Here is a 20,769-nt window from a genome sequence, read left to right as displayed (position 1 = left end):
ACGGTCACACCTGCTGGCAGGGATGGTTTTCTTCAGCAAATGTGACCGAAAACCGGCCCAAGAACGGTCACTTTTGCTGGTGTTGGTGGCTGTTTCCAGCATGTGTGACCGAAATTAGGCGTCGGCGGCGTTGACAGCATCCATTAGTATGTCGGTGGAATACGTGGGTGAAAAGAACGGCATGAAGAGGACGGGCTGTGGCAGTGGAGCGCGCGAGTCAAGGCAAATGGCAGAATACCAGGCGTCCAACCGATGATGATTTGTCGGTGTCACAGACGCAATCATCGCGGGAGGCCGCTGTTGTAACAGATGAGGCCACCTTGGAAAAGTCGCCGCGTGATCTCATCATCGGCATTCTGCTGACCGCTGCCGGCGGTATTTTATGGGGTTCCAACGCAACCGTTTCCAAAATCCTGCTGAATGATTACGCCGCCGACCCTCTGTGGATTGCATCGGTGCGTCAAATTTTTGCAGGAATCCTGTTTTGCGCGTGCGCCGCGTTCATCGCGCCGCGATCGTTGCGCGGCGCCGTCAAAGATGTGCGCGGCTACCCGTACATGATCATGTGCGCGGTGGTATGCGTGCTGATGACGCAGGTGACGTATCTTTCCGCAATTGATTGGACGAATTCGGCGACGGCGACCGTGTTACAGACGTTGAGCCTGGTGTTTGTGCTGATATACGTGTGTTTGCGTGGTCGGCGATTGCCGGGAGGCCGCGAACTGATTGGCATCGCGCTGGCGTTTGCGGGAACGGTATTGCTTGCGACCGGCGGCGATCTGACCACACTGCAGTTGCCTCTGCCGGGATTGCTGTGGGGTTTGGGAGATGCATTCGCCACGGCTGCGCTTTCGATTGTGCCAACGAAACTGATCGCCAAATGGGGCAATTTCGTGGCCAACGGTGTGATGTTCATGATTTCCGGTCTGGTGCTGTTGCCAATCGTGCGCCCATGGGAGAGCGCGCCGTCGTTGGACACGTTCGGCGTTGCTTTGATGGTGTACACGGTGATCGGCGGCACGTTTGGCGCATACTGGCTATATATGGCTGGCGTGATGCGCATCGGCTCGATGCGCGCCACCATGGTCGGCACCACCGAGCCGATGATGGCTACTGTGACCGCAGTCTGGTGGACCGGCACCGTATTCCTCCCCACCGACTTCGTCGGTTTCGCCATGATTATCGTCATGGTGTTTATCTTGAGGTAGGGAGTGGCGGCTGGCTCTCCTGCGGTCACTTTTGCTGATGATGACGTCTGGGGCGGTCTTATGCGGTTGGGGTGCCGAAGTAAGTGATGATGGTGTTGTGCTCTTCCAAGAGAGTGGGGTCGACGCGCAGCGTGTGGTGGGGGTCGGCTGTGCCGCAGTAGACGACGTCATGCTGCAGCAGGGCACGGTCGAAGAAGACGGGAATACCTTAAAACAGTGGGCTGGCGACGCCGATATCGTAGCCGGTATGTTCTTTGACGTTTTCGGGCGATGCCAGATGAATCTGATGTAGGCCGTTCTCTCGGCCGAATACTTCGGCGGTCTCCCTGAGATTCGTAATTGCCGTTTCGTGTTTGATGATCGTGACGTGAGACGGATAAGCGGCAGCGAATTCGACGATTGCGCCGAACGCATCGTCGGAGTGTTTGCTATTGGAATCTTTGGAGCAATCAGACGTGTCGCTTCTTTTTCGTCTTAGCGGTGTTATAAAACCAATTGGGATTAATAGACAAAAAGTGTGTTTTAAAACCGTCCTGACACTCACTGCCGCATGATATGTCGGGTCCTGACTGTCGGTCCCTTCCTTTGTTGCGCTGTCGCGGAGCGGTTGCAATTCAATAAAGTAAAAAGGCCGGAACCCGAAAGTTCCGGCCTTTTCGCTGGTGCGAGCGGGGGGAGTTGAACCCCCACGAGCATACACTCACTGCCACCTGAAGACAGCGCGTCTACCATTCCGCCACGCTCGCGCAACAGTTGAATAACTTACAGCTGGTTTACGCGGAATGCAAATTGCGGCGTGTTACGGCGTGTCGCTTTATATTTGGCAGATTCATCCAGTCAAATATCATAATGTGCGCAGCTTCAATCGGATTATCGCCAGCTGAAATTATTCACTCCCGCGCCAATCTCGAAATGATATTTCGCGCATCCTAATCCGACGTGGGCGAATAATCCTTCCGTTGCCTCGGCAGACACCGTTCCATCCTTGTGTAGTGTAAGGAGGAACGGCTGCTGGCTCAACGAAGTTGGCGCCAACATTGCTGCGTTCATGCCAGCGCGAAACCAATCCGGCACAGCGGCGATCGAGGCATCATCAAGCGAAGGGTCAATCGTAACAGTGTCATTTGCTGCATCTGCATCGTCCTCAATGGCGCACAATTGAGCCATCGGCTTGCTGCGATGTTTCGTGCCGCCACGTGCGCCATGCCCGAAGACGATGAACCAGACCGCGCATTCGCCATCATCCAGTGTCCACCAGGCATCGGCCGCGGTGTCGGCGCCATCCAGTACCACCCACGACGTATCCAACCCAAGCTGTACGGCGCGCAGCACCAATCGTTCACCGTAATAGCCGACCTTTTCCTCCAAGGCAGCCGTGCCGTCAGCGCCGACCCTGCCGATCAGCGCAATCGCATTGTGCGCCCCGCTGAATCGTCCGTAATGCGTCTTCAGTCCCAGCAACGCATCGTCCAATTCGGCGATCATCTGAATATGCAGCCCGGACGCGGCATTGCAGGCGTCGATTTCATCCTGCAATGCCGCCAAAATCGACGCGTCCACCGGCTCATCGGTATACATGCGGATTGCATGACGTTTTTCCATCGCCTCCAGCAAATCCATGTTTCCTCCCTTTCACCGGCGTCGTGTCGGCATGTGATTTCGCTTGCGTGGATTCAGCCGCGCGATCCGTTCGCATAGAAGCGGGCCAGCGTCTCATCGCGGAATTCGTCGAAGTACCCGCCGTCGATCGAGGCGCGGATATCGTCGAGCAGTTTGATGAAGAAGTGCTCGTTGTGAATCGTCGCCAGCGTGAATCCGTTCATCTCGCGGGCGCGCAGCATGTGGTCGACGTAGGCTCGCGTGTAATGCGTGCACGTGTAGCACGTGCAGCCTTCCTCGAGCGGCCCGAAATCCGTCTTGAACTGCGCACGTTTGATGTTGTAGCGGCCGTCACGCGTGAAGATGGCGCCGTTGCGGCCGCACCGGGCGGGGGCGACGCAGTCGAAGGTGTCGCCGCCGTTTTCGACGCAGGCGAAGATGTCGTCGACTGCGGCGATGCCGAGCACGTGGCGCGGGCGGCTCTCCGGCATGGCGTCGCAGATCCAGGCGCAGATGTCGCCGATGATGCGCTTTTCCATGGCGCCGCCGATGCCGACGCCGTCGAAATCAAGCGAAGCAATCTGTTCTGCTGCATGACGTCGCAGATCCTCATAATTCGCGCCCTGTACCACGCCATACAGCGCCTGATACGGCTTGCCGACGCGTGCTTCGGTCAGCCGTTGATGCTCGGCGACGCAGCGCTGCGCCCAGCGGTAGGTGCGCTCTACGGACTGTTCCTGATATCGGCGCGTGTTCATGAGCGTGGTGAGCTCGTCGAAGGCGAACATGATGTCCGCGCCGATCTTGTGTTGGATTCCCATGGAGATTTCGGCGCTGAATCGATGCATCGAGCCGTTGAGCGGCGATTTGAAGGTGACGCCGTCCTCGTCGACGAAGGCGAGGCGTTCTTTGCCTTCGGCGATGACGTCGTCGGATTTCATGCCAGTGACGTCCATGGCTAGCGTCTTTTTGAAGCCGGCGCCCAATGAGAGCACTTGGAATCCGCCGGAATCGGTGAAGGTCGGTCCGTCCCAGTTCATGAATTTGCTTAGGCCGCCGGCGGCGTCAAGCACATCTTCGCCGGGGCGTTCGTATAGGTGGAATGCGTTGGACAGCAGGCATTGCGCACCCATGTCCTTCATGGTTTCCGGCAGTACGGCCTTCATTGCCGCCTGTGTGGCCACGGGCACGAAGGCTGGTGTGTGGATGTCGCCGTGCGGCGTGTGGATGATGCCGGTGCGGCCGTAGCGTGCGCCGCCGTGGCCTTTGCCCTCGGCGGAATCGGAGAGCCGTGTGATGGTTTCGAAAGAGAATGTGCTGCGGTCGCCGGGCTTGCCTGGTTCGACGCCGCGTGGATGTTCGATAAGACTGGTCATGTATTCCACTGTATTGGAAACGCTGTATTGCGTCGGGTAATGCGGCGCACCGCGTCGGCGGTATTACGCCGGATACGATGTATTGGCGTATTGACGGAGCCGTATCATCATGCAAGCTAAAAGAATATTTGCCTATTTCTTCCAATAAACATTCAGGAAACTTCCAGTACGAGTGTTTTTACTCATATATAGCAAGTTCGGTACAGAGGAAGCGGCAGACAGCCGGAGCCGAACAGTAGCAAGATTTAAGGAGCAGGATTATGGCTGAAGAACATAATGGCTTGAACGCTGAGGGCGGCGCTCGGCAGTCGCAGCCGAAGGATGATCGTCCGGCTGATGCGCAGGCTGCCGTCGCACAGCCGATTGATACGCAGCCGACCGTCGAACTGCATGCGGATGAGCCGAAGCCTGATTATTCCGCGGCGGCTGGGGAGCGGACCGTGGTGTCGGCAGCCCCGACGACGGATGATGGCGGTAGCGCCAATACGACTCCGCTGTACCGTCCGGCGCCGGAATATGGCGCATATGGCCCTGCTCCGACCGCTCCCAATCAGCAGGGGGCCGCAAATGGCGCACCGACCATGCAAACGCCGCTGTCTTCGGGCCACCAGGCCGGGCGGCCCGGCCAGCAGCAGGGGAGCCGCAACCCCTATGAAACGGGCAACGGCAACCCGTTCGCCAACCCGAATCGTGGCATGTTCGATGCTGGACCGGCGGCTGGTATGCCTCAGAACGGCGGCGCCAACGGAACCGGTAACCCATTCGGCGCGCCGCAGCAGGGCGCGGCCAACGGCCACAACGGTCAGGGTGGCTGGCCTGGCGCTCCGGCGCAGCCCGGTCAGCCGAAGGCTCCGGGCAAGATGGCGGTTTCCGTGGCGACCGGTGTGGTCGCCGCTCTGGTGAGCGCGGCATTATGCCTGGGTGTTGGATATGCCGCCATCACCAACGGCTGGGTGAGCGTCCCATCCAGCAACAGCCTGTCGAATATCTCGTCGAATAAATCCGGATCCGGTACCGCCAAGGCAGAGAGCGGAGACGCCGTCGATTGGGCTTCGGTGGCCAGTAAGGTGTCCTCCGCTGTTGTCTCCATTCAAGTGGCGACCAGCGAAGGCACTGCTGCTGGCTCCGGCGCAATCCTCGACACCGATGGTCATATCGTCACGAACAATCATGTGATTTCCGGAGCTCAGACCATTCAGGTGACGCTGGCCGACGGTACGATTTATTCCGCAAAGGTCGTCGGCGCCGACACCACCACCGACCTTGCGGTAATCCAGCTGCAGGACGCTCCAAGCGATCTGACCAATGTCGAATTCGCGGATTCCGACAATTTGGCGGTCGGTGAATCCGTCATGGCCATCGGCAACCCGCTCGGCTACGACGACACCGCAACCGTCGGCATCGTCTCCGCATTGAATCGTCCCGTCACCGTCACCGACGACAACAACAACGAAATCGTCACCAACGCGGTGCAGCTCGATGCGGCCATCAATCCGGGCAATTCCGGCGGTCCGACCTTTAACGCCGCTGGCCAGGTCATCGGCATTAACTCGTCCATCGCATCGACGGCAAGCTCCAGCAGCACCGCCGGCTCCATCGGCATCGGTTTCGCCATTCCGTCGAATCTGGTCAAGCGTGTCGCCGATGAAATCATCAAGGACGGTTCCGTCAAGCATGTGGCTCTCGGCGTGACCATCACCAGCGCCACCGTCGAGGCGGATGGTGTCACCCGTGGCGGCGCTCAGATCGTCACTCCATCCACCGGTGGCTCGGCGGTCGTGTCCGGCGGCCCGGCCGATGAAGCCGGTTTGAAGGTCAACGACACCATCGTCGCGTTCAATGGCAACGCTGTGAACAACAACTATTCACTGCTCGGATTCGTTCGTGCCGCGGCGCTTGGCGACAAGGTGACGCTGACCATCGTACGCGACGGCAAGACCATGGACGTGGACGTGACGTTGGATCAGGAGGAGTCGTCCGTCAACGGCAGCTCGTCCAGCAACGACAACAGCGATCAGGGCAACGGCAACGGCCAGAACGGCGGTAGCGATGGCAACGGGCAGAACGACAATGGTTGGGACGGCTGGGACGGTGGCGGCCTGTCCGATCCGTTCGGCATGTGGTAAAGCATATCGCCATCACAAGCGCTACAGAATGAGCGCATGCATGGTGTGGGGGCCTGCATCCGGTGTGTCCGGTGCAGGCCCCCACACGTTGCCGTTGCCGGGGTGTGGCGTCATGCGTGTCGGTTATGAAAAACCCGCCGTATCTGATACTGTTTCGACCTGTTGCACGGAGGCAGCCGAAGACACGCTGTACAAGCGGCATGTCGGGAGTTCCCGTGCAATGGCATAATGAGACCCATAACTGAATATTGATGTTGATCTTTACGCCGTGTGTCGTGCGAAGCTATTCGTCGATGGGCTAACAAGGCGTGAGTGCAGCACCGGCATATGAATGGTTCATATGCCGATACCGATTGCGACGTAAGGAGAAACGATGAAAAAAATCATCGCTCTTTGTAAACTCGTCCCCTTATTGCCGGTTGTCGTTGTTGCGGCATTGCCGTTGGCGTTCTGGTGGGATTTCCGCCCGTGGGGCGAACTGTCTTGGCAGGCCAATCCGAGTCTGGGCCAGTGGATCGTCATCCTGCTGGTCATCTACACGGTCATCGACACCATTCGAGGCATAGTCGATGATATCCGCCACGGTCATCTCGGCGTTGACATCCTTGCCGTCGTGGCCATCCTCGCCACGCTCGCCGTACGGGAGTACTGGGCCAGTTGGGCCGTTCTGCTGATGATCTACTCCGGCGAGGCCATTGAAGAATATGCGCACTCCAAAGCGGAACGCAATTTGACCGCCTTGCTGGAAGCTGCGCCACGTATCGCGCACGTCGCCACGCTGCCGGGCGTCGGACCGCAGAACATCAACGATCCCGCATCGCGCCGCGTCGCCGCCGACGGTTTCCGTGAAGCGACGTCATCGGAAGCATCATCCTTCGCGGAACAATCACACTTCAACACTGTTCCCGTTGAAGGCGTCAAATGCGGCGATGTCCTTGTCGTGCTGCCCGGCGAAACGGTTCCCGTCGATGGCGAATTGCTCAGCAATTCGGCCACGCTCGACCTGAGCAACATCAATGGCGAACCCGTGCCGCGCGAAGTCTACGCCGGTGCACGCGTTATGTCCGGCGCCATCAATGGATCGGCGACATTGACCATGCGCGCCACCGAATTGGCCTGTGACTCCCAGTACCAGCGCATCCTCGAATTGGTGTCGTCCGCACAGAATTCGCGCGCCGCAGTCGTCAAAACCGCCGACCTGCTCGCCGTGCCGTTCACTGTCATCTCCTTCGTCATCGCGGGTGTCGCATGGTTCGTCTCCGGCGATTCCATGCGCTTCGCCCAAGTGCTGGTACTGGCCACCCCGTGCCCGTTGCTGATTGCGGCGCCTGTTGCCTACATCGCAGGTACAGGACGCCTCGCCAAGGCTGGCGTGCTCATCAAAACGCAAGAGGTGTTGGAATTCCTCGGCCGCGTTAACCATATCTTCTTCGACAAAACCGGTACGCTCACCGTCAAAAAACCGCAGGTCGTGCGCGTGGACACACCCAGCGTGACGCTGTCGTCGTCAACCGCCGTCGCCAGCGGCATGTCGTCCGACGAAATTCTGAAACTGGCGGGCATCATCGAAACGTATTCCGTGCATATCCTTGCCAAGGGTATCGCCACGGCCGGTATTGAAGCGGCCAAGCGCGTCGATGGCGGCGGCCGACTCGCACCGGTCGTGCGCGATGTGGTCGAAGATGCCGGTAGGGGCGTCGGCGGTGAGGTCAACGGGCATCGTCTGCGCGTCGGTCGTTTCGCCTATGTCATGGAGGATGTCAGCAGCACCGTGCCGTTGGAATCGTTGAAGCCGACCGACATATTCGGTGCGCTTGCGCCGGACGAAATGGCCACGTTCGTAGCCGTCGACGGCCGTCTTGCCGCGCGCATCGTATTGAAGGACGTGCCACGTGCCAATGCCGTCTCCTCGTTGAACAAACTGCGCGAAATGGGCGTCAACGAGCTGACCATGGTCACTGGCGACAAGGAGGCATCCGCCCGCATCATTGCGGACGAAGTCGGCATCACCGACGTGAACGCCGAACTGCTGCCGGAAGGTAAGCTGGCCATCGTCCGCAATGCTTCGCTCGAAAAGCGCGAAGTGCCGTGGTGGGATCGTCTGCTATCGAAGTTCACCGGCGAATCACTGACCCGCGCCATCACCATGATGGTCGGCGATGGTGTGAACGACGCGCCCGTGTTGGCGGCGGCCGATATTGGCATGGCTATTACCGACGGCACGTCCACAGCTGCGTCCGAATCGGCGCAAGTGATCATTATGAATGACGATATCGCCTGCGTGCCGAAGGCCATCTCCATTTCGCGCCGCACGAAGCGCGTGATGCTGCAGGCTGTCTGCCTTGGCCTCGGCTTGGCGTTGGTGTGCATGGTCGCCGCCGCCTGCAATCTGATTCCGGTGGTGGCCGGTGCGTTCATGCAGGAAGCCATTGACGTAGTGTCGATTCTATGGGCGCTGACCGCGTTGATCGATAAGGATTAAGCGGATTCGCTGATGATTGGACGGCGGCTGCCGGAGCCCCATCGGCGCCGCCCCGATGTCGCCGTCTAATCCATACACCCCTCTGTCGCGATTCGCCGGTTTGCGATACCCTGTAAAGCGTGACTGAGACTAATGAACTTCGTATTGCTGTAATCGGCGCTGGCCCGGCCGGCGTCTACTCCTCCGACATTTTCCTGCGCCAGCTGAAGAAGACCGGTGCGGAGCTGGGCCTGGGTGAAAGCGCCCGTATCGACCTGTTCGAAAAATTGCCGGTGCCGTTCGGTTTGGTGCGTTACGGTGTCGCTCCGGATCATCCGTCCATTAAATTCATTGCCGACGCGCTGGAAAAGACGCTCGACAATCCGAACATCCACCTGTATTGCGACGTGGAATTCGGCAAGGATGTGACGCTGGACGAGTTGCTTGCCCGCTATGATGCGGTGCTGTTCGCCACCGGCGCGGTCGAAGACAAGCCGCTTGGACTGCCGGGCGCTGATCTGGATGGCGTGTACGGTGCCGCGAAATTCGTCGAATGGTATGACGGGTATCCGACCGGCGCCCGCGAATGGCCGCTGGAGGCCGAAGAAGTCGCCGTCATCGGTGGCGGTAACGTTGCCATGGACGTGGCGCGCGAACTCATGCGCAACGCTGACGATCTGAAGGCCCGAACCGACATTCCGGATAATGTGTACGAAGGCATCAGGGCGAACAAGGCCCGCGTGCTGCATCTGTTCATTCGCCGTGGCGTGGCTCAGGCCAAGTTCTCCGTGCAGGAATTGCGTGAAATGGAGAAGCTGCCGGGCGTGCAGCTGATCATCAACGAAGACGATTTCGAATTGGATGACGACACCATCGAGGAGGCCGGCAAGGATAAGTTGACCCGTCAGATGGTCGAAGAGCTGTTTGCGATCCGCGAGATGGCCGAAGACATGGAAGACGATGGCGACGTCGATTTCGAAGGCAATCCGGCCAATCGCAAGTATTATGTTCACTTTAATTCCGCTCCGGTCGAAGTGATGGGCGAGGATGGCAGGGTGTGCGCGATTCGCGTGGAGAAGACCGAAACCTCTGCGGATGGCCATATGACACGTACTGGTGAATTCGAGGAATATCCAGTGCAGGCCGTGTATCACGCGATTGGCTATCAGCCGGCTGAAGCGCCGGGCGTCGCCTATGACATGAAGCATGCGCATCTGGCCAATGCCAATGGTGATGGACGCATCACGACCGAAGCCGAAGGCGGCGATGTGCGTGAACGCCTGTACGCCACCGGTTGGGCGAAGCGCGGGCCGGTCGGCCTAATCGGTTCGACCAAATCCGACGCCCTGATGATCGTGACCAACATGCTCGAAGATCTTTCGAAGGCCGCCGAAGGCGGCCGCGTGGCTGAGGATCGCGATCCGGAATCCATCGACCGCTTGCTGGCGGAACGCGGCGTCAAACCGATCGACTTCGCCGGGTGGAAGAAGATCGACGCTTTCGAACGCGCCGAGGGGGCGAAGGAAGGCCGTGAGCACAAGAAGGTCATCGAGCCCGATCAGATGCGCGCTTTGGCGCACGCCTGATTAGCGACCGTCCAAGGACGGTGGATGTTCATCCCGTCTGACCGGTGGTCTTGCATCTATTGAGCAGATGATTCTCATATTTCGCCGAGGTTCGCGGGCATGCAATGCCTGTGACCTCGGCTCTTGTTTGAGAAGAGACGCGACTGACTGCATTTTTTTGAAAGGACCGGCATCACAATGTCTCCCGTTTTCGACCCCATCGATGAGTTTCCCGGTCTGAGGCCGACGTCGTCGAAGGCATAGCGGGGGAATGCTGTGGGCGGGCGCCATGTGATGATGGAGGGGAGTGGCTACCATGCGGTGATTGCAATGCGCCGGCATCGCATGATCATTACGTTGATTTCCGTATTGGTGGTTGTGCTGCTGGTCGTTGGCGGTGTTGTCCGACGCGTGTGATGAGTATTCATTGTTGTCCGATCTGGTGATGGTGCTGGATGATATTCATACCTCTGACATGTGATACGTTCTGCGATGCCCACCATGTTCGCCGATAGGGGGGCGCCCATGCGAGGTTTCACGTGAAACTTTCTTCTTCGGCTGATGTCCAGTAAAATTTCAGACAGCCCGTTTAGGCTGGCCGTATGGATGGAAAACTGCGCGTGCACGGCCACTGCAATGGCCTGAAGACGACGTTGCTGTTTGCGTTGATGTGGGCCGTCATCATGCTGATTTGGTGGGCTACCGGCGCGCAACGTGGAATGTTGGGCCTGTACCTGTTGATTGGCGTAGGCGCTACGTTTTTGTCTTACTGGTTTTCCGATCGCATCACGATCGCATCGATGCATGCCCGCCCTGTCGGCGAGCATGAGGCGCCTGTGCTATATGGCATTGTGCGTGAGTTGAGCGCGAAGGCCGGCAAGCCGATGCCCCGCATCTATGTCGCGCCGACGATGAGTCCGAATGCGTTTGCGACGGGTCGCAACGAGCGTCACGCGGCGGTCTGCTGCACGCAAGGCATACTGCAATTGTTGAATGAGCGTGAAATCCGCGGCGTGCTCGGCCATGAACTGATGCATGTGTACAACCGCGATATTCTGACGTCGGCGGTGGCTTCCGCATTGGCAACGGTTATTTCGTACTTGGGATATGCGCTGCTGTATTCGGGTGGTGGTCGTGATTCACGGGATTCGCGCGATGGTGCCGCCGGAGGTCTTGGATTGGTCGGCGTGCTGCTGAGTGTGATTCTGGCTCCGATTGCGGCATCGCTGATTCAAATGGCTATTTCGCGTACGCGCGAATATGATGCCGATGAAGACGGGAGCCGTCTGACGAGAGATCCGGAGGCGTTGGCATCCGCGCTGAATAAAATCGCGTACGGCGCGCAAGTTAATCACATGCCGAAAACCGCAGGCACGCAGGCTGCTGCAGCTCTCATGATCGCCAACCCATTCTCTTCAGTGGGCCTGTCAAAGCTGTTTTCCACACACCCGCCGACCGAAGATCGCATCGCCCGCCTCATGCAGATGAGTCAGGAAATGCGGGCCCAAGGCGTCGACACCAGCTTCCCCAATCAAATTCAATACTGAAATCCCAATATCGCCTCACATTTCGTAATAACCATGTGGTTGTAACGGAATGGGGGATCGGAAATGGGGGATCGCCGGGGTGGGAAACGTTAAAATCCGGTGGGTATTGCGAAAGGGAGAGTCGGTGCCGCCTACTTGAGCGCCTTGCCGGCGGATCCCAGCTGCACGCACGCCTCGACCACGCGGGCGGCCATCGCATCCTCAGCCTCGCGGCCCCATGAGCGTGGATCATACAGCTTCTTGTCACCGACTTCTCCGTCGATCTTCAGCACAGCGTCATAGTTGCGGAACATATGCCCCGCAATCGCGCGCGAAAACGCGTACTGCGTATCAGTATCGATGTTCATCTTGACCACGCCGTACGAAACAGCTTCCGCGATTTCTTCCGGCGTCGATCCGGAGCCGCCGTGGAATACCAGCGCAAATGGCTTGCCTTCGGGGATGTCAGGCAGCGAACAGGTGGAAACGGCTGAGGCTCCCACCGACTTAAGACGGCCATCATGTGCGGCCTGCCACACTTCATGCTGAATGTCGTGTAGCAGCTTCGGTCGTAGCTGCACGACTCCTGGCTTGTATGAGCCATGCACATTGCCGAACGTGAACGCTGCCATATAACGGCCGTGTTCGCCCAAGCCCAGACGCTCGGCCACACGCACGCCGTCGGCGGGTGTTGAATATAGTTTCTCGTTGATTTCCGCCCGGTGTCCGTCCTCTTCGCCGCCGACCGCGCCGATTTCGATTTCCAGCACGGTATGCGTTTTCACGGATTTTTCCAGCAGCTCCTCGGCGATGTTCAGATTTTCCTCCAATGGCACGGTCGAACCGTCCCACATATGCGATTGGAACGTCGGCTCCTGTCCATGCTTCACCTGATCCGCCTCATACGCGAGCAGCGGACGCACCCATTTGTCCAGATATTGTTTCGCGCAATGGTCGGTATGCAAGGCGACGGTGATATTCGGATATTGCGCGGCGACTTCATGTGCGAACGCCGCGAAAGCAAGCGATCCGGTAACGCGATCGTTCACGGTCTTGCCGGAAAAATACGCGGAGCCGCCGACGGAAACCTGGATGATGCCATCGGATTCAGCCTCGGCGAACCCCTGCAAAGCAGCATTCAGCGTCTGCGTGCTCGTCACGTTGATGGCGGGATAGGCATAACCGCCATGGCGGGCGGCATCAAGCATTTCGGCATAACGTTCAGGGGTTGCGATTGTCATGTTTCCATTATCTCGCTATGACGCCCGTGCCGCAGACAGAACCGCCGCATGTGGGTGTGATGTTGGTTACGCGGATTGGACGACGCCCCGATTCATGGCAGTCGACGAATCGGCGTCGGCATGGTATGGCATGAACGGTGCCGCGGCCTGTTGGTCAATGTTCATGATCGTCGTCATGCCACGCGCGCAGAATCTTCATGATCAGGGAGACGATGCTGCACAGGATTCCACCGATGGGCCAGGCCAGCCAAAACAGTTGGGATTTGCCGATGAACAGCATCGACAGTCCGATGATGGTGGCGAGCATCATGATGATGCCGCACACCGCTTCGTTGGTCTTGCCGTACCTGTCGCGCTGATATTCCTGTGACTGGGCGTCGCGCTCCTGTTCCGCCTCATGATTGTATTCGGCGATGTTGAAACGGCCATATCGCATGCCGAACAGTACGAGGCAAAACACACCCGCCGCAACGAACAACAGCATCATGCCTACCGACCATCCGTCCTTCGCCGCAAGCACCTCGTCGGAATATATCAATGCGGACAGGCCGACCAAAATCAAGGCGATGCCGGCCACTATACCAATCGCAAGCTCATGCACGCCTTTCATACGGTCTTCGGCTTGATAGAAATCCTCGATATACGGATGCCTCCGAACGAATTCGCCGTGTGCCAGGCCGCCCGGAATCAAAAACGAGAGGCCTGCCACCACGCCGATGATGAGGGACAGGAACAATGGAAAATCGTTGCCGTCGAACAACAGCCCCACGCCTAAGCCGACGATGATCAGTGCCACGCCGGTCGCGATCTGCCAGGCAAAGCGACGCATGTGCTCGTCATAGCCGACGACATCCTGCGGGCGGCACTGTGTCCTTGATGTCTCCGACGAAATCGGCGCGGCTGCCGGCAATCCTCCGAAGTCTGCCATATCGTCCGCGGTGGCCGTTCCGTTCACGGCGGCGGCCTGCATCGCAGGTGACGAGGGATGCCGTACGTCACCCATCACCAAATCGTCCAGCGTGCATCCGAACAGATCGCACATCATCAGCAATTTATCCATTTCCGGATACGCCTTTTCCGACTCCCACTTGGAAATCGCCTGACGGGATACGCCCAGCAACATCGCCAACTGCTCCTGCGTCATATTGCGGGAGCCGCGCAAATACTGCAGATTCTCTCTGAAACTCATCACGATCACCTGACCTTCGCTGATTTCATCTTCGCATACAATCGGAGAGCTTCAGCTTGCATCAGATGTGTGGTTGCATGCCATCATCTTTTGGTTGCTTCGGCAAAAAGCGACCGGTATTTCCCGCAACCAACGGTTGCACCGTTGGAATTCCAAGGAAAATCGGTTGTTCGCATGAGGATGCCCAAGCCTTTTCCCTTAGCTTCGCAGAATGGTGGCAAAGCCCGCATGTTGCCGTTTCGAAGACGGAAAGACGGTGCCGGTGTGTGTTGTCACGGCACCGTTTTTATCTGTCCGGAGAAGATATAGACGGCCGATTAATACCAGCTCTCGCATCACATCGTAGAGACGGGCATTGGCGACGAAACATTGTCACAACCTGTGTGTGGGGGCAAAAATTATTGAATCCTCAATATTTTTTTAATGGAGCGGATGACGGGAGTCGAACCCGCCTCTAAAGCTTGGGAAGCTTTCGTTCTACCGATGAACTACATCCGCAGGGTGATTAGTGCACATCTTCAGCGTCAAACACTGTCAAAGTCACCGACACATACTGTGCCAGTGTACCACGTCCCTTTCGCCTTAGCATCGCCGCTCTGCGCTGTGTTGCTCCCAAGAATCCGCCTGAGCCGCAGCGAGTTCGAATCTCCCGTTTCGTTAAAACCACGAGGTTTTAACGGTTCATATAGCGTGGAAGGGCCAGTTTCGTTAAAACCTCGTGGTTTTAACGGTTTGCGGAGATACTTTGGGTTTAGTCGGTAATGGTGCAAAGGTGGTGCACAGTGCGTACCAAGGTCAGTAAGCCTTGCATTGAAAGCGTGCAAATGGCGAACGTGATGGATTGAGCTCGTGCGGGACTCGCGCGGCGTTTAGTCGTTGCTGCAGCGCCTCCTTGTTGCGGACATGCTGCATTTGGAATCGCACAACGTCAATCCCCAACATATTCAATTCGCTTTCGCGATCCTTTTCGCGCATCAATATTTCAGCTTGGCTCAAGCCGCGCGTCATTCGCAAATCTGTGTATTTTTGTAATCCATCCAATTCACCTGCAATCAAGGTGCCATCATCACGTGTCCACACGTAATCAGGGCGAATTTCATGCCCATCAAGAGGACTAGCAAATTTTTTTTGATGCTCCGGTTTTTTGAAATGCATTTCGTGAAAAGCGCACAATGCTGCGACTTCGCCGCCGTTTTCGCATAGTGGTTCGGCTTTTTCGGCGACGTAACGCGCTCGAATAATGCCTTTGATACGTGGATGTCCTTCCACGTATTCCTGTAGCTGTGAATTGGGGATTTGTTCTGCGCGCAGCGCTGCAGAACAGATGATCATCGCATTTTCGAAATCCAGCACGCGGGCGCAGTCCAGCATTGTTCGCATGGAATCTGTGACCCGCATGCCGTCGATGGTAACGGAACGAATTGGTTCGGGAATGTAATGTGAGTAAACTGCGCCATGTATTCCAGAGTGGGCTTGCATTCGGGTGACTACATGGATTTTTCGATGTAAATATAAGTTGTTGGAAAAATTGTGAGCGCCAGCGGCAGATGGGCCACATAATATCCAATCGGGGTGTCGCTGGCAGATTGTACGTAGCAAACGTGCGATGCGTTCGTGATATTGCAGACTGTCCCATGTGACCGTGTCTACGAACAGCCCGGTGAGAGGCGAGATTACCGTACCGGCAGCGACACGGCGTATCATGGCCTGTCTGTCAGCTGGCTCTTTTGGCATGACGTACGTGCGAGTAATCGCTGCTTTTTCGAAAAGCGCGTCGATGCGGTGTTGCACTTCCTTGGACATGGTCATACGATACGGGATTGTGCCGGTGTGGCATATGAAGAATGGCGGGTGTGGACGAAGAGACGAAGTTGTTCACATTGCCGCGCGTCGCCTGTGAAAATGATGAGTTCCGAGGGCGGGCGTGTAGATAGGTATTCGAGAGGTGCCTTAAAACCCTTACTCGCAATTGCATTAGACTCCGTGAGCAATTCCATGTTGATGCGATAGATTGGAGCGAGGATGGGGCGTTAAAACCACGTGGTTTTAACGAAAACGGCGAGATTGAGAGCCATGTTCCGTTAGAGCCACGTGGTTCTAACGGTTTGGGGATATGCGGTAAGCTCCTCGCGCAGCGCGTGCTTGAAATAAGGACAATCACCACCTTTCAGTAGAGGGCCTACGGTAGGCTTATTGCCCGGCGGAATCGGGCTTCAAGCGGAGGTGCAATCATGCCTGGAATCGTGTTGATCGGTGCTCAATGGGGCGATGAAGGCAAAGGCAAGGCAACGGATCTGATCGGCGGCAGCGTCGATTATGTCGCGCGTTTCAACGGCGGCAACAATGCAGGCCATACCGTTGTCGTCGGCGATGAATCCTATGCGCTGCATCTGCTGCCGTCCGGCATCATGAGCCCGCGTGCGACCCCGGTGATCGGCAACGGCGTCGTGGTTGATCCGGAAGTGCTGTTTGAAGAGATCGACGGCTTGGAATCCCGTGGCGTTGATTGCTCCCGTCTGCTGGTGAGTGAAGAAGCGCATGTGATTGCGCCGTATCATCGTGTGCTCGACAAGGTGACCGAACGTTTCCTCGGCAAGCATAAGATCGGCACCACCGGCCGTGGCATCGGCCCGGCGTATGCCGATAAGATCAACCGCGTTGGCATCCGAGTGCACGACCTGTTCAATGCCGACCATTTGCATGACAAGGTCGAGGCCAGCCTACATCAGAAGAATCAGATGCTGGTCAAGCTGTATAACCGTCGCGCCATCGACGTTGACGCCACCACTGAGGAGCTGTTGAAGCTGGGTGAGCGTCTGAAACCGTACGTTGCCAACACTTCCCTGATTTTGAACAAGGCTCTTGATGAAGGCAAAACCGTGCTGTTCGAAGGCGGCCAGGCCACGATGCTAGACGTCGATCACGGCACCTACCCGTTCGTGACCTCCTCCAACCCGACTGCAGGCGGCGCCTGCACCGGCACTGGCGTCGGCCCGACGAAGATTACACGTGTGATTGGCGTTTCGAAGGCATACGTGACCCGCGTCGGCGAGGGCCCGTTCCCGACCGAGCTGTTCGGCGAGGACGGCGATTGGCTGCGAGCCCAGGGCCATGAGTATGGTGTGACTACCGGCCGCCCTCGTCGCTGCGGCTGGTTCGACGCTGTGGTGAACCGTTACGCCTCCCGCGTGAATGGCCTGACCGACATCGTGCTGACCAAGTTGGATGTGCTGACGGGGCTGAAGAAGATTCCAATCTGTGTGGCCTACGACGTTGACGGCGAACGTTTCGACGAGATGCCGACTGATCAGGCCGCTTTCACCGCTGCGAAGCCGATTTACGAATCCATGCCGGGCTGGGACGAGGACATTTCCCAAATGCACTCTTTCGAGGAGCTGCCGGCCAACTGTCAGGCGTATGTGAAGCATTTGGAAGAGATCTCCGGCTGCCGCATCTCTGCGATCGGCACCGGACCGCAGCGCGATCACATCATCGAAATCAATTCACTGCTAGGCTGAATTGATTGAACGGATGATTCCAATCGGATCACGATTCGCATGTTCCGTAAATGTCATGGCCGACCGTTGCAAGACAGTGGTCGGCCGTCATATTGTTGCTGCTGCCGGCATCGGTGCACATCGATATTTGGCATGTTTGATGATTGATATGCGGCCAGCTTGCGGTGGATTGCGTTTTGTACGGTTGATGTGTAGTGGCATCGTCGTTGCGTAAAGGATGGAGAAAACACCATGGATACACTGCAGCCGGCTGGCGTGAATCCCGCGTCGTCTGGCAATCCTCCGAAGATTCCGCTGGCGCCGATGAAGCGTATGCAGGCGCGGTTTAATCCGTTGGCTGATGTGATGCTGTATGTCGTCGTGTTTGCAGGCGGCTGCGTTGGTACAGCGCTGCGCTATGGCCTGTCGCTGCTTATGCCTTCCGCGGCTGCACAGACCGGCGCGTTCAGCGCTTTTCACGCTGCAACGTTCGTGGCGAATATGCTGGCCTGCTTTGTGTTTGCGTTTTTGACCGCGTATTGGGCGCAGGCGACGTGGATTCATAAGCGTGTTCGTCAATTGGCGAATCGTGGCGTTGGTATGGGATTGTGCGGCGGGTTTTCCACGTTGTCGGCAATGGTGATCGAGAACATCCATGCGTTGCAGGCTGGTGAATATGTGGGATTCGTCGTGTATACGGCGGTAAGCTTTCTGTGCGGTTTGATGGTGGCCTTTGCTGCGGTGTCGGTGGCGATGAAGCTGGCTTCGAAACGTGCGGCGCAGGTTGCGGTGCGCATGTTGACCGAGCATCACAAGAAACGCCCGCAAGTCGCGGAGGGGGTGGTCGTGCCGACGCCGTTCGATGGCGCGCATCCGAGCACTGATGAGATCCCGGTCGTGGCTGATCCGATTACGGGGGAGGCTCGCTGATGCTGTTCTTGGGTGTGTGCCTGTTCGGCGGACTGGGCGCGATGACGCGTTTCGTGGTGAACACGTCCATTCAGCAGCGCTGGAAGAACGCGTTTCCTTTGAACACGTTCGTGATCAATGTGTCGGCGACGTTGTTCGCCGGCATCGCTGCAGCGTCGGCGTTTTACGGTGTGGCTGATTCGAATGCGTATCTGCTGTTTGTGACGGGGTTCCTGGGGGGCTTCTCCACATTTTCGACGGCCATCAATGAAATGGTCACGCTTGTCCGTCAGCATCGTTTTTCCGTTGCCGGTGCGTACTGCTTGGCAACCGTCGTCGTTCCAATGATGTGTGTGGCTTTAGGCTGGTGGTTCGTCTCTCTCACCCGATAATGCGTTGTGACACATGCGCGTATGGCATGTTAGGCATGGCGCTAAGGTTTTCCCGACTGCTGTATAAAACCGGTTCGACACGCGGACAATATGCGAACTGGTGTGGTTTTGCATTAGCATAAACCGGTTCGATGGCAAAGGGATGATGTCCCATGCGCCGCGGACGACGTATTACGTCTGAGTCGAGACTTCGGCGGTGGAGATTCTTATGAATGCAATTCGATGCGTGATTTCTTTTTGCCATGCCGAGGTCTGCGGGTCATGTTGATGCAGGGAATCAAGAGAGGAACAACTCTATGGGCAACAATGGCAAAATGACGCGGGCGGTCGGCGCAGAATCGGTTGACTCGTATGATTCTCTGGCCGCGGCCAATGGTGAGCATCCTGGCGTGGTTGGCGTGCTTCGCTTGGGCGCCGGCTTTACCATCAGCCTGATTGTCACCGGTATCGTGTGGACTTCGCTGTCCGGTATCCTGGTCCCGCAGTTGGTCGATCAGATCGCGCCGAGCGAAAGGGCCACATTCATTGGCCTGATCAACAGTGTCGGTTCCGTGGTGGCGTTGGTCGCCAACATCGTGTTCGGCACGTTCTCCGATTTGACGCGGTCCCGTTTCGGCAAGCGCACGTTGTGGATCGCTTCTGGCGGTGTGCTGTGCGGCTTGTGCGTGTATGGATTGGTCCATGCGAAGTCCCTGCCGTTGATTCTGCTGCTGTGGTGCGGCATTCAGCTGTTCTATAACTGGATGAACGCCCCGTTCGTCGCGACGATGTCCGATCGCGTGCCGGATAAGTTCCGTGGCACGGTGTCTTCGTTCATGGGCGGTGGTGGTGTGCTGGGCCAGACCGCCGGCTCCTTGGTGGGCTCGCTGATGATCAACAATGTTCCGATGGGCTTCATGGTCGGTGCCCTCGGCTTCGCTTTGATCGGCATTGTCGTTGTGGGCATCTGGCCTCGCGAGCCTTCCAACGTTGACGAACCTCGTGAGCAGCTGAGCCTGGCCATGATTCTGCGTGCATTCGTCCCACCGCACGGCAAGGGATCCGCGAATTTTTATTATGCGTTGTTCGGCCGCATGATGATGGTCGCCGGCTATCAGATGATCACGGGGTATCAGCTGTACATCATCAAGTACTACATACTCGCTGATTCGGGCATGGACGCCGTCGGTGTCTCGAACGCCGCCGCGACGATCATTGCGAAGATGTCGGTGGTCACCATGGTCGCCTCCCTGGTTGCGGCCGTGGTCGCAGGGCCGGTCGCCGATTACCTTGGCATGAGGAAGTTGCCGGTCGCGCTGTCCAGCTGCCTGTTCGCGGTCGGTGCGGCCATGCCGTGGTTGATTCCGAATGAGATGGGCATGTACCTGTTCGCGGGAATCGCCGGCTTCGGCTATGGCGTGTATAACGCAATCGATCAGGCGTTGAATGTGTCCATTCTGCCGAACCCGAAGGAGGCGGGCAAGGATCTGGGAGTGCTCAACATGGCCAATACGTTGAGCTCGGTGATCGGTTCTGCCCTGACGTCGGCTATCGTGGCGATGACCAACAACTACCAGCTGGTGTTCCCCGTCTGCATTGTCGTGGTGTTGGTTGCGGCTGGGCTTATCATGCGTATTCGCAATATCCGGTGACGGCGGACGCCATAATTCGATTCGTCGCGCAAAACCGGTTCGACACGCG

16 protein-coding genes and 2 tRNA genes are annotated in these 20,769 nt (G+C 57.6%); 11 read left to right on the top strand and 7 right to left on the bottom strand.

Translation table 11 applies throughout. From position 1 onward, the window contains the following. Positions 1-260: 260 nt before the first annotated feature. Both AC1AWD_RS06445 and AC1AWD_RS06440 read left to right on the top strand, forming a co-directional pair. The gene (locus AC1AWD_RS06445; RefSeq protein WP_476564990.1) at positions 261-1,208 is read left to right on the top strand and encodes a DMT family transporter; all 948 of its coding nucleotides are present in this window, start codon (positions 261-263) and stop codon (positions 1,206-1,208) included. Between the two features lie 37 nt (positions 1,209-1,245). Further along, positions 1,246-1,500 carry a hypothetical protein gene (locus AC1AWD_RS06440; RefSeq protein ID WP_476564830.1) on the top strand — a complete coding sequence of 85 codons (255 nt, stop codon included), beginning with the start codon at positions 1,246-1,248 and terminating at the stop codon, positions 1,498-1,500. A gap of 368 nt (positions 1,501-1,868) precedes the next feature. Here AC1AWD_RS06440 and AC1AWD_RS06435 read toward each other — a convergent pair. From AC1AWD_RS06435 to tgt, 3 genes are all read right to left on the bottom strand, one after another. Continuing rightward, positions 1,869-1,954: transfer RNA gene (locus AC1AWD_RS06435), tRNA-Leu, on the bottom strand. Between the two features lie 124 nt (positions 1,955-2,078). Next, positions 2,079-2,828 carry a nitroreductase family protein gene (locus AC1AWD_RS06430; protein ID WP_476564829.1) on the bottom strand — a complete coding sequence of 250 codons (750 nt, stop codon included), beginning with the start codon at positions 2,826-2,828 and terminating at the stop codon, positions 2,079-2,081. Positions 2,829-2,881: 53 nt separating this feature from the next. After that, positions 2,882-4,183, bottom strand: coding sequence for a tRNA guanosine(34) transglycosylase Tgt (tgt, locus tag AC1AWD_RS06425; RefSeq protein WP_476564828.1), 1,302 nt, complete (start codon positions 4,181-4,183; stop codon positions 2,882-2,884). Between the two features lie 260 nt (positions 4,184-4,443). Here tgt and AC1AWD_RS06420 point away from each other — a divergent pair, with 260 nt between their 5' ends. The 5 genes from AC1AWD_RS06420 to htpX all read left to right on the top strand — a co-directional run bounded on the left by AC1AWD_RS06420 (position 4,444) and on the right by htpX (position 11,882). Beyond that, positions 4,444-6,309 (top strand): S1C family serine protease, encoded by a 1,866-nt coding sequence (locus AC1AWD_RS06420; RefSeq protein ID WP_476564827.1) that lies wholly within the window; start codon positions 4,444-4,446, stop codon positions 6,307-6,309. A 373-nt stretch (positions 6,310-6,682) separates the two neighbouring features. Next, positions 6,683-8,791, top strand: coding sequence for a heavy metal translocating P-type ATPase (locus AC1AWD_RS06415; protein ID WP_476564826.1), 2,109 nt, complete (start codon positions 6,683-6,685; stop codon positions 8,789-8,791). A 119-nt stretch (positions 8,792-8,910) separates the two neighbouring features. Beyond that, positions 8,911-10,356, top strand: coding sequence for an FAD-dependent oxidoreductase (locus tag AC1AWD_RS06410; RefSeq protein WP_476564825.1), 1,446 nt, complete (start codon positions 8,911-8,913; stop codon positions 10,354-10,356). Positions 10,357-10,629: 273 nt separating this feature from the next. Next, the gene (locus tag AC1AWD_RS06405; protein WP_476564823.1) at positions 10,630-10,752 is read left to right on the top strand and encodes a hypothetical protein; all 123 of its coding nucleotides are present in this window, start codon (positions 10,630-10,632) and stop codon (positions 10,750-10,752) included. A gap of 185 nt (positions 10,753-10,937) precedes the next feature. Then, positions 10,938-11,882 carry a zinc metalloprotease HtpX gene (gene htpX, locus AC1AWD_RS06400; protein ID WP_476564821.1) on the top strand — a complete coding sequence of 315 codons (945 nt, stop codon included), beginning with the start codon at positions 10,938-10,940 and terminating at the stop codon, positions 11,880-11,882. Between the two features lie 131 nt (positions 11,883-12,013). On the opposite strand, the gene fbaA is transcribed toward htpX, so the two are convergent. The 4 genes from fbaA to AC1AWD_RS06380 all read right to left on the bottom strand — a co-directional run bounded on the left by fbaA (position 12,014) and on the right by AC1AWD_RS06380 (position 16,094). Next, positions 12,014-13,102, bottom strand: a complete 1,089-nt coding sequence (fbaA, locus tag AC1AWD_RS06395) for a class II fructose-bisphosphate aldolase (RefSeq protein ID WP_476564820.1) — start codon at positions 13,100-13,102, stop codon at positions 12,014-12,016. Between the two features lie 154 nt (positions 13,103-13,256). Next, positions 13,257-14,291: a helix-turn-helix transcriptional regulator gene (locus AC1AWD_RS06390; protein WP_476564819.1), complete on the bottom strand. Its 1,035-nt coding sequence runs from the start codon at positions 14,289-14,291 to the stop codon at positions 13,257-13,259. Positions 14,292-14,715: 424 nt separating this feature from the next. Then, positions 14,716-14,789, bottom strand: a tRNA-Gly gene (locus tag AC1AWD_RS06385). A 297-nt stretch (positions 14,790-15,086) separates the two neighbouring features. Continuing rightward, on the bottom strand, positions 15,087-16,094 hold the full coding sequence (locus AC1AWD_RS06380; RefSeq protein ID WP_476564818.1) for a hypothetical protein: 1,008 nt from the start codon (positions 16,092-16,094) through the stop codon (positions 15,087-15,089). Between the two features lie 428 nt (positions 16,095-16,522). Between AC1AWD_RS06380 and AC1AWD_RS06375 the strand changes: the two genes are divergently transcribed. From AC1AWD_RS06375 to AC1AWD_RS06360, 4 genes are all read left to right on the top strand, one after another. Further along, positions 16,523-17,809: an adenylosuccinate synthase gene (locus AC1AWD_RS06375; protein ID WP_476564817.1), complete on the top strand. Its 1,287-nt coding sequence runs from the start codon at positions 16,523-16,525 to the stop codon at positions 17,807-17,809. A gap of 231 nt (positions 17,810-18,040) precedes the next feature. After that, positions 18,041-18,718: a fluoride efflux transporter FluC gene (locus AC1AWD_RS06370; RefSeq protein WP_476564815.1), complete on the top strand. Its 678-nt coding sequence runs from the start codon at positions 18,041-18,043 to the stop codon at positions 18,716-18,718. Further along, positions 18,718-19,089: a fluoride efflux transporter FluC gene (locus AC1AWD_RS06365; protein WP_476564813.1), complete on the top strand. Its 372-nt coding sequence runs from the start codon at positions 18,718-18,720 to the stop codon at positions 19,087-19,089. The genes AC1AWD_RS06370 and AC1AWD_RS06365 overlap by 1 nt, the downstream gene beginning before the upstream one ends. Before the next feature lie 296 nt (positions 19,090-19,385). Further along, on the top strand, positions 19,386-20,720 hold the full coding sequence (locus AC1AWD_RS06360; RefSeq protein WP_476564811.1) for an MFS transporter: 1,335 nt from the start codon (positions 19,386-19,388) through the stop codon (positions 20,718-20,720). The last annotated feature ends 49 nt before the right edge of the window (positions 20,721-20,769 follow it).

The sequence above is a fragment of the Bifidobacterium sp. LH_512 genome, from assembly GCF_056356435.1.
The sequence above is the reverse complement of the archived record's forward strand: the minus strand, read 5'-3'. Positions and strand labels throughout refer to the sequence as shown.

Bases quoted from the DNA above. Each gene is read 5' to 3' on its own strand.
- AC1AWD_RS06440 (WP_476564830.1), top strand. From the start codon at position 1,246: ATGATGACGTCTGGGGCGGTCTTATGCGGTTGGGGTGCCGAAGTAAGT.
- AC1AWD_RS06430 (WP_476564829.1), bottom strand. From the start codon at position 2,828: ATGGATTTGCTGGAGGCGATGGAAAAACGTCATGCAATCCGCATGTAT.
- tgt (WP_476564828.1), bottom strand. From the start codon at position 4,183: ATGACCAGTCTTATCGAACATCCACGCGGCGTCGAACCAGGCAAGCCC.
- AC1AWD_RS06420 (WP_476564827.1), top strand. From the start codon at position 4,444: ATGGCTGAAGAACATAATGGCTTGAACGCTGAGGGCGGCGCTCGGCAG.
- AC1AWD_RS06415 (WP_476564826.1), top strand. From the start codon at position 6,683: ATGAAAAAAATCATCGCTCTTTGTAAACTCGTCCCCTTATTGCCGGTT.
- AC1AWD_RS06405 (WP_476564823.1), top strand. From the start codon at position 10,630: ATGATGGAGGGGAGTGGCTACCATGCGGTGATTGCAATGCGCCGGCAT.
- htpX (WP_476564821.1), top strand. From the start codon at position 10,938: ATGGATGGAAAACTGCGCGTGCACGGCCACTGCAATGGCCTGAAGACG.
- fbaA (WP_476564820.1), bottom strand. From the start codon at position 13,102: ATGACAATCGCAACCCCTGAACGTTATGCCGAAATGCTTGATGCCGCC.
- AC1AWD_RS06390 (WP_476564819.1), bottom strand. From the start codon at position 14,291: ATGAGTTTCAGAGAGAATCTGCAGTATTTGCGCGGCTCCCGCAATATG.
- AC1AWD_RS06380 (WP_476564818.1), bottom strand. From the start codon at position 16,094: ATGTCCAAGGAAGTGCAACACCGCATCGACGCGCTTTTCGAAAAAGCA.
- AC1AWD_RS06375 (WP_476564817.1), top strand. From the start codon at position 16,523: ATGCCTGGAATCGTGTTGATCGGTGCTCAATGGGGCGATGAAGGCAAA.
- AC1AWD_RS06370 (WP_476564815.1), top strand. From the start codon at position 18,041: ATGGATACACTGCAGCCGGCTGGCGTGAATCCCGCGTCGTCTGGCAAT.
- AC1AWD_RS06365 (WP_476564813.1), top strand. From the start codon at position 18,718: ATGCTGTTCTTGGGTGTGTGCCTGTTCGGCGGACTGGGCGCGATGACG.
- AC1AWD_RS06360 (WP_476564811.1), top strand. From the start codon at position 19,386: ATGGGCAACAATGGCAAAATGACGCGGGCGGTCGGCGCAGAATCGGTT.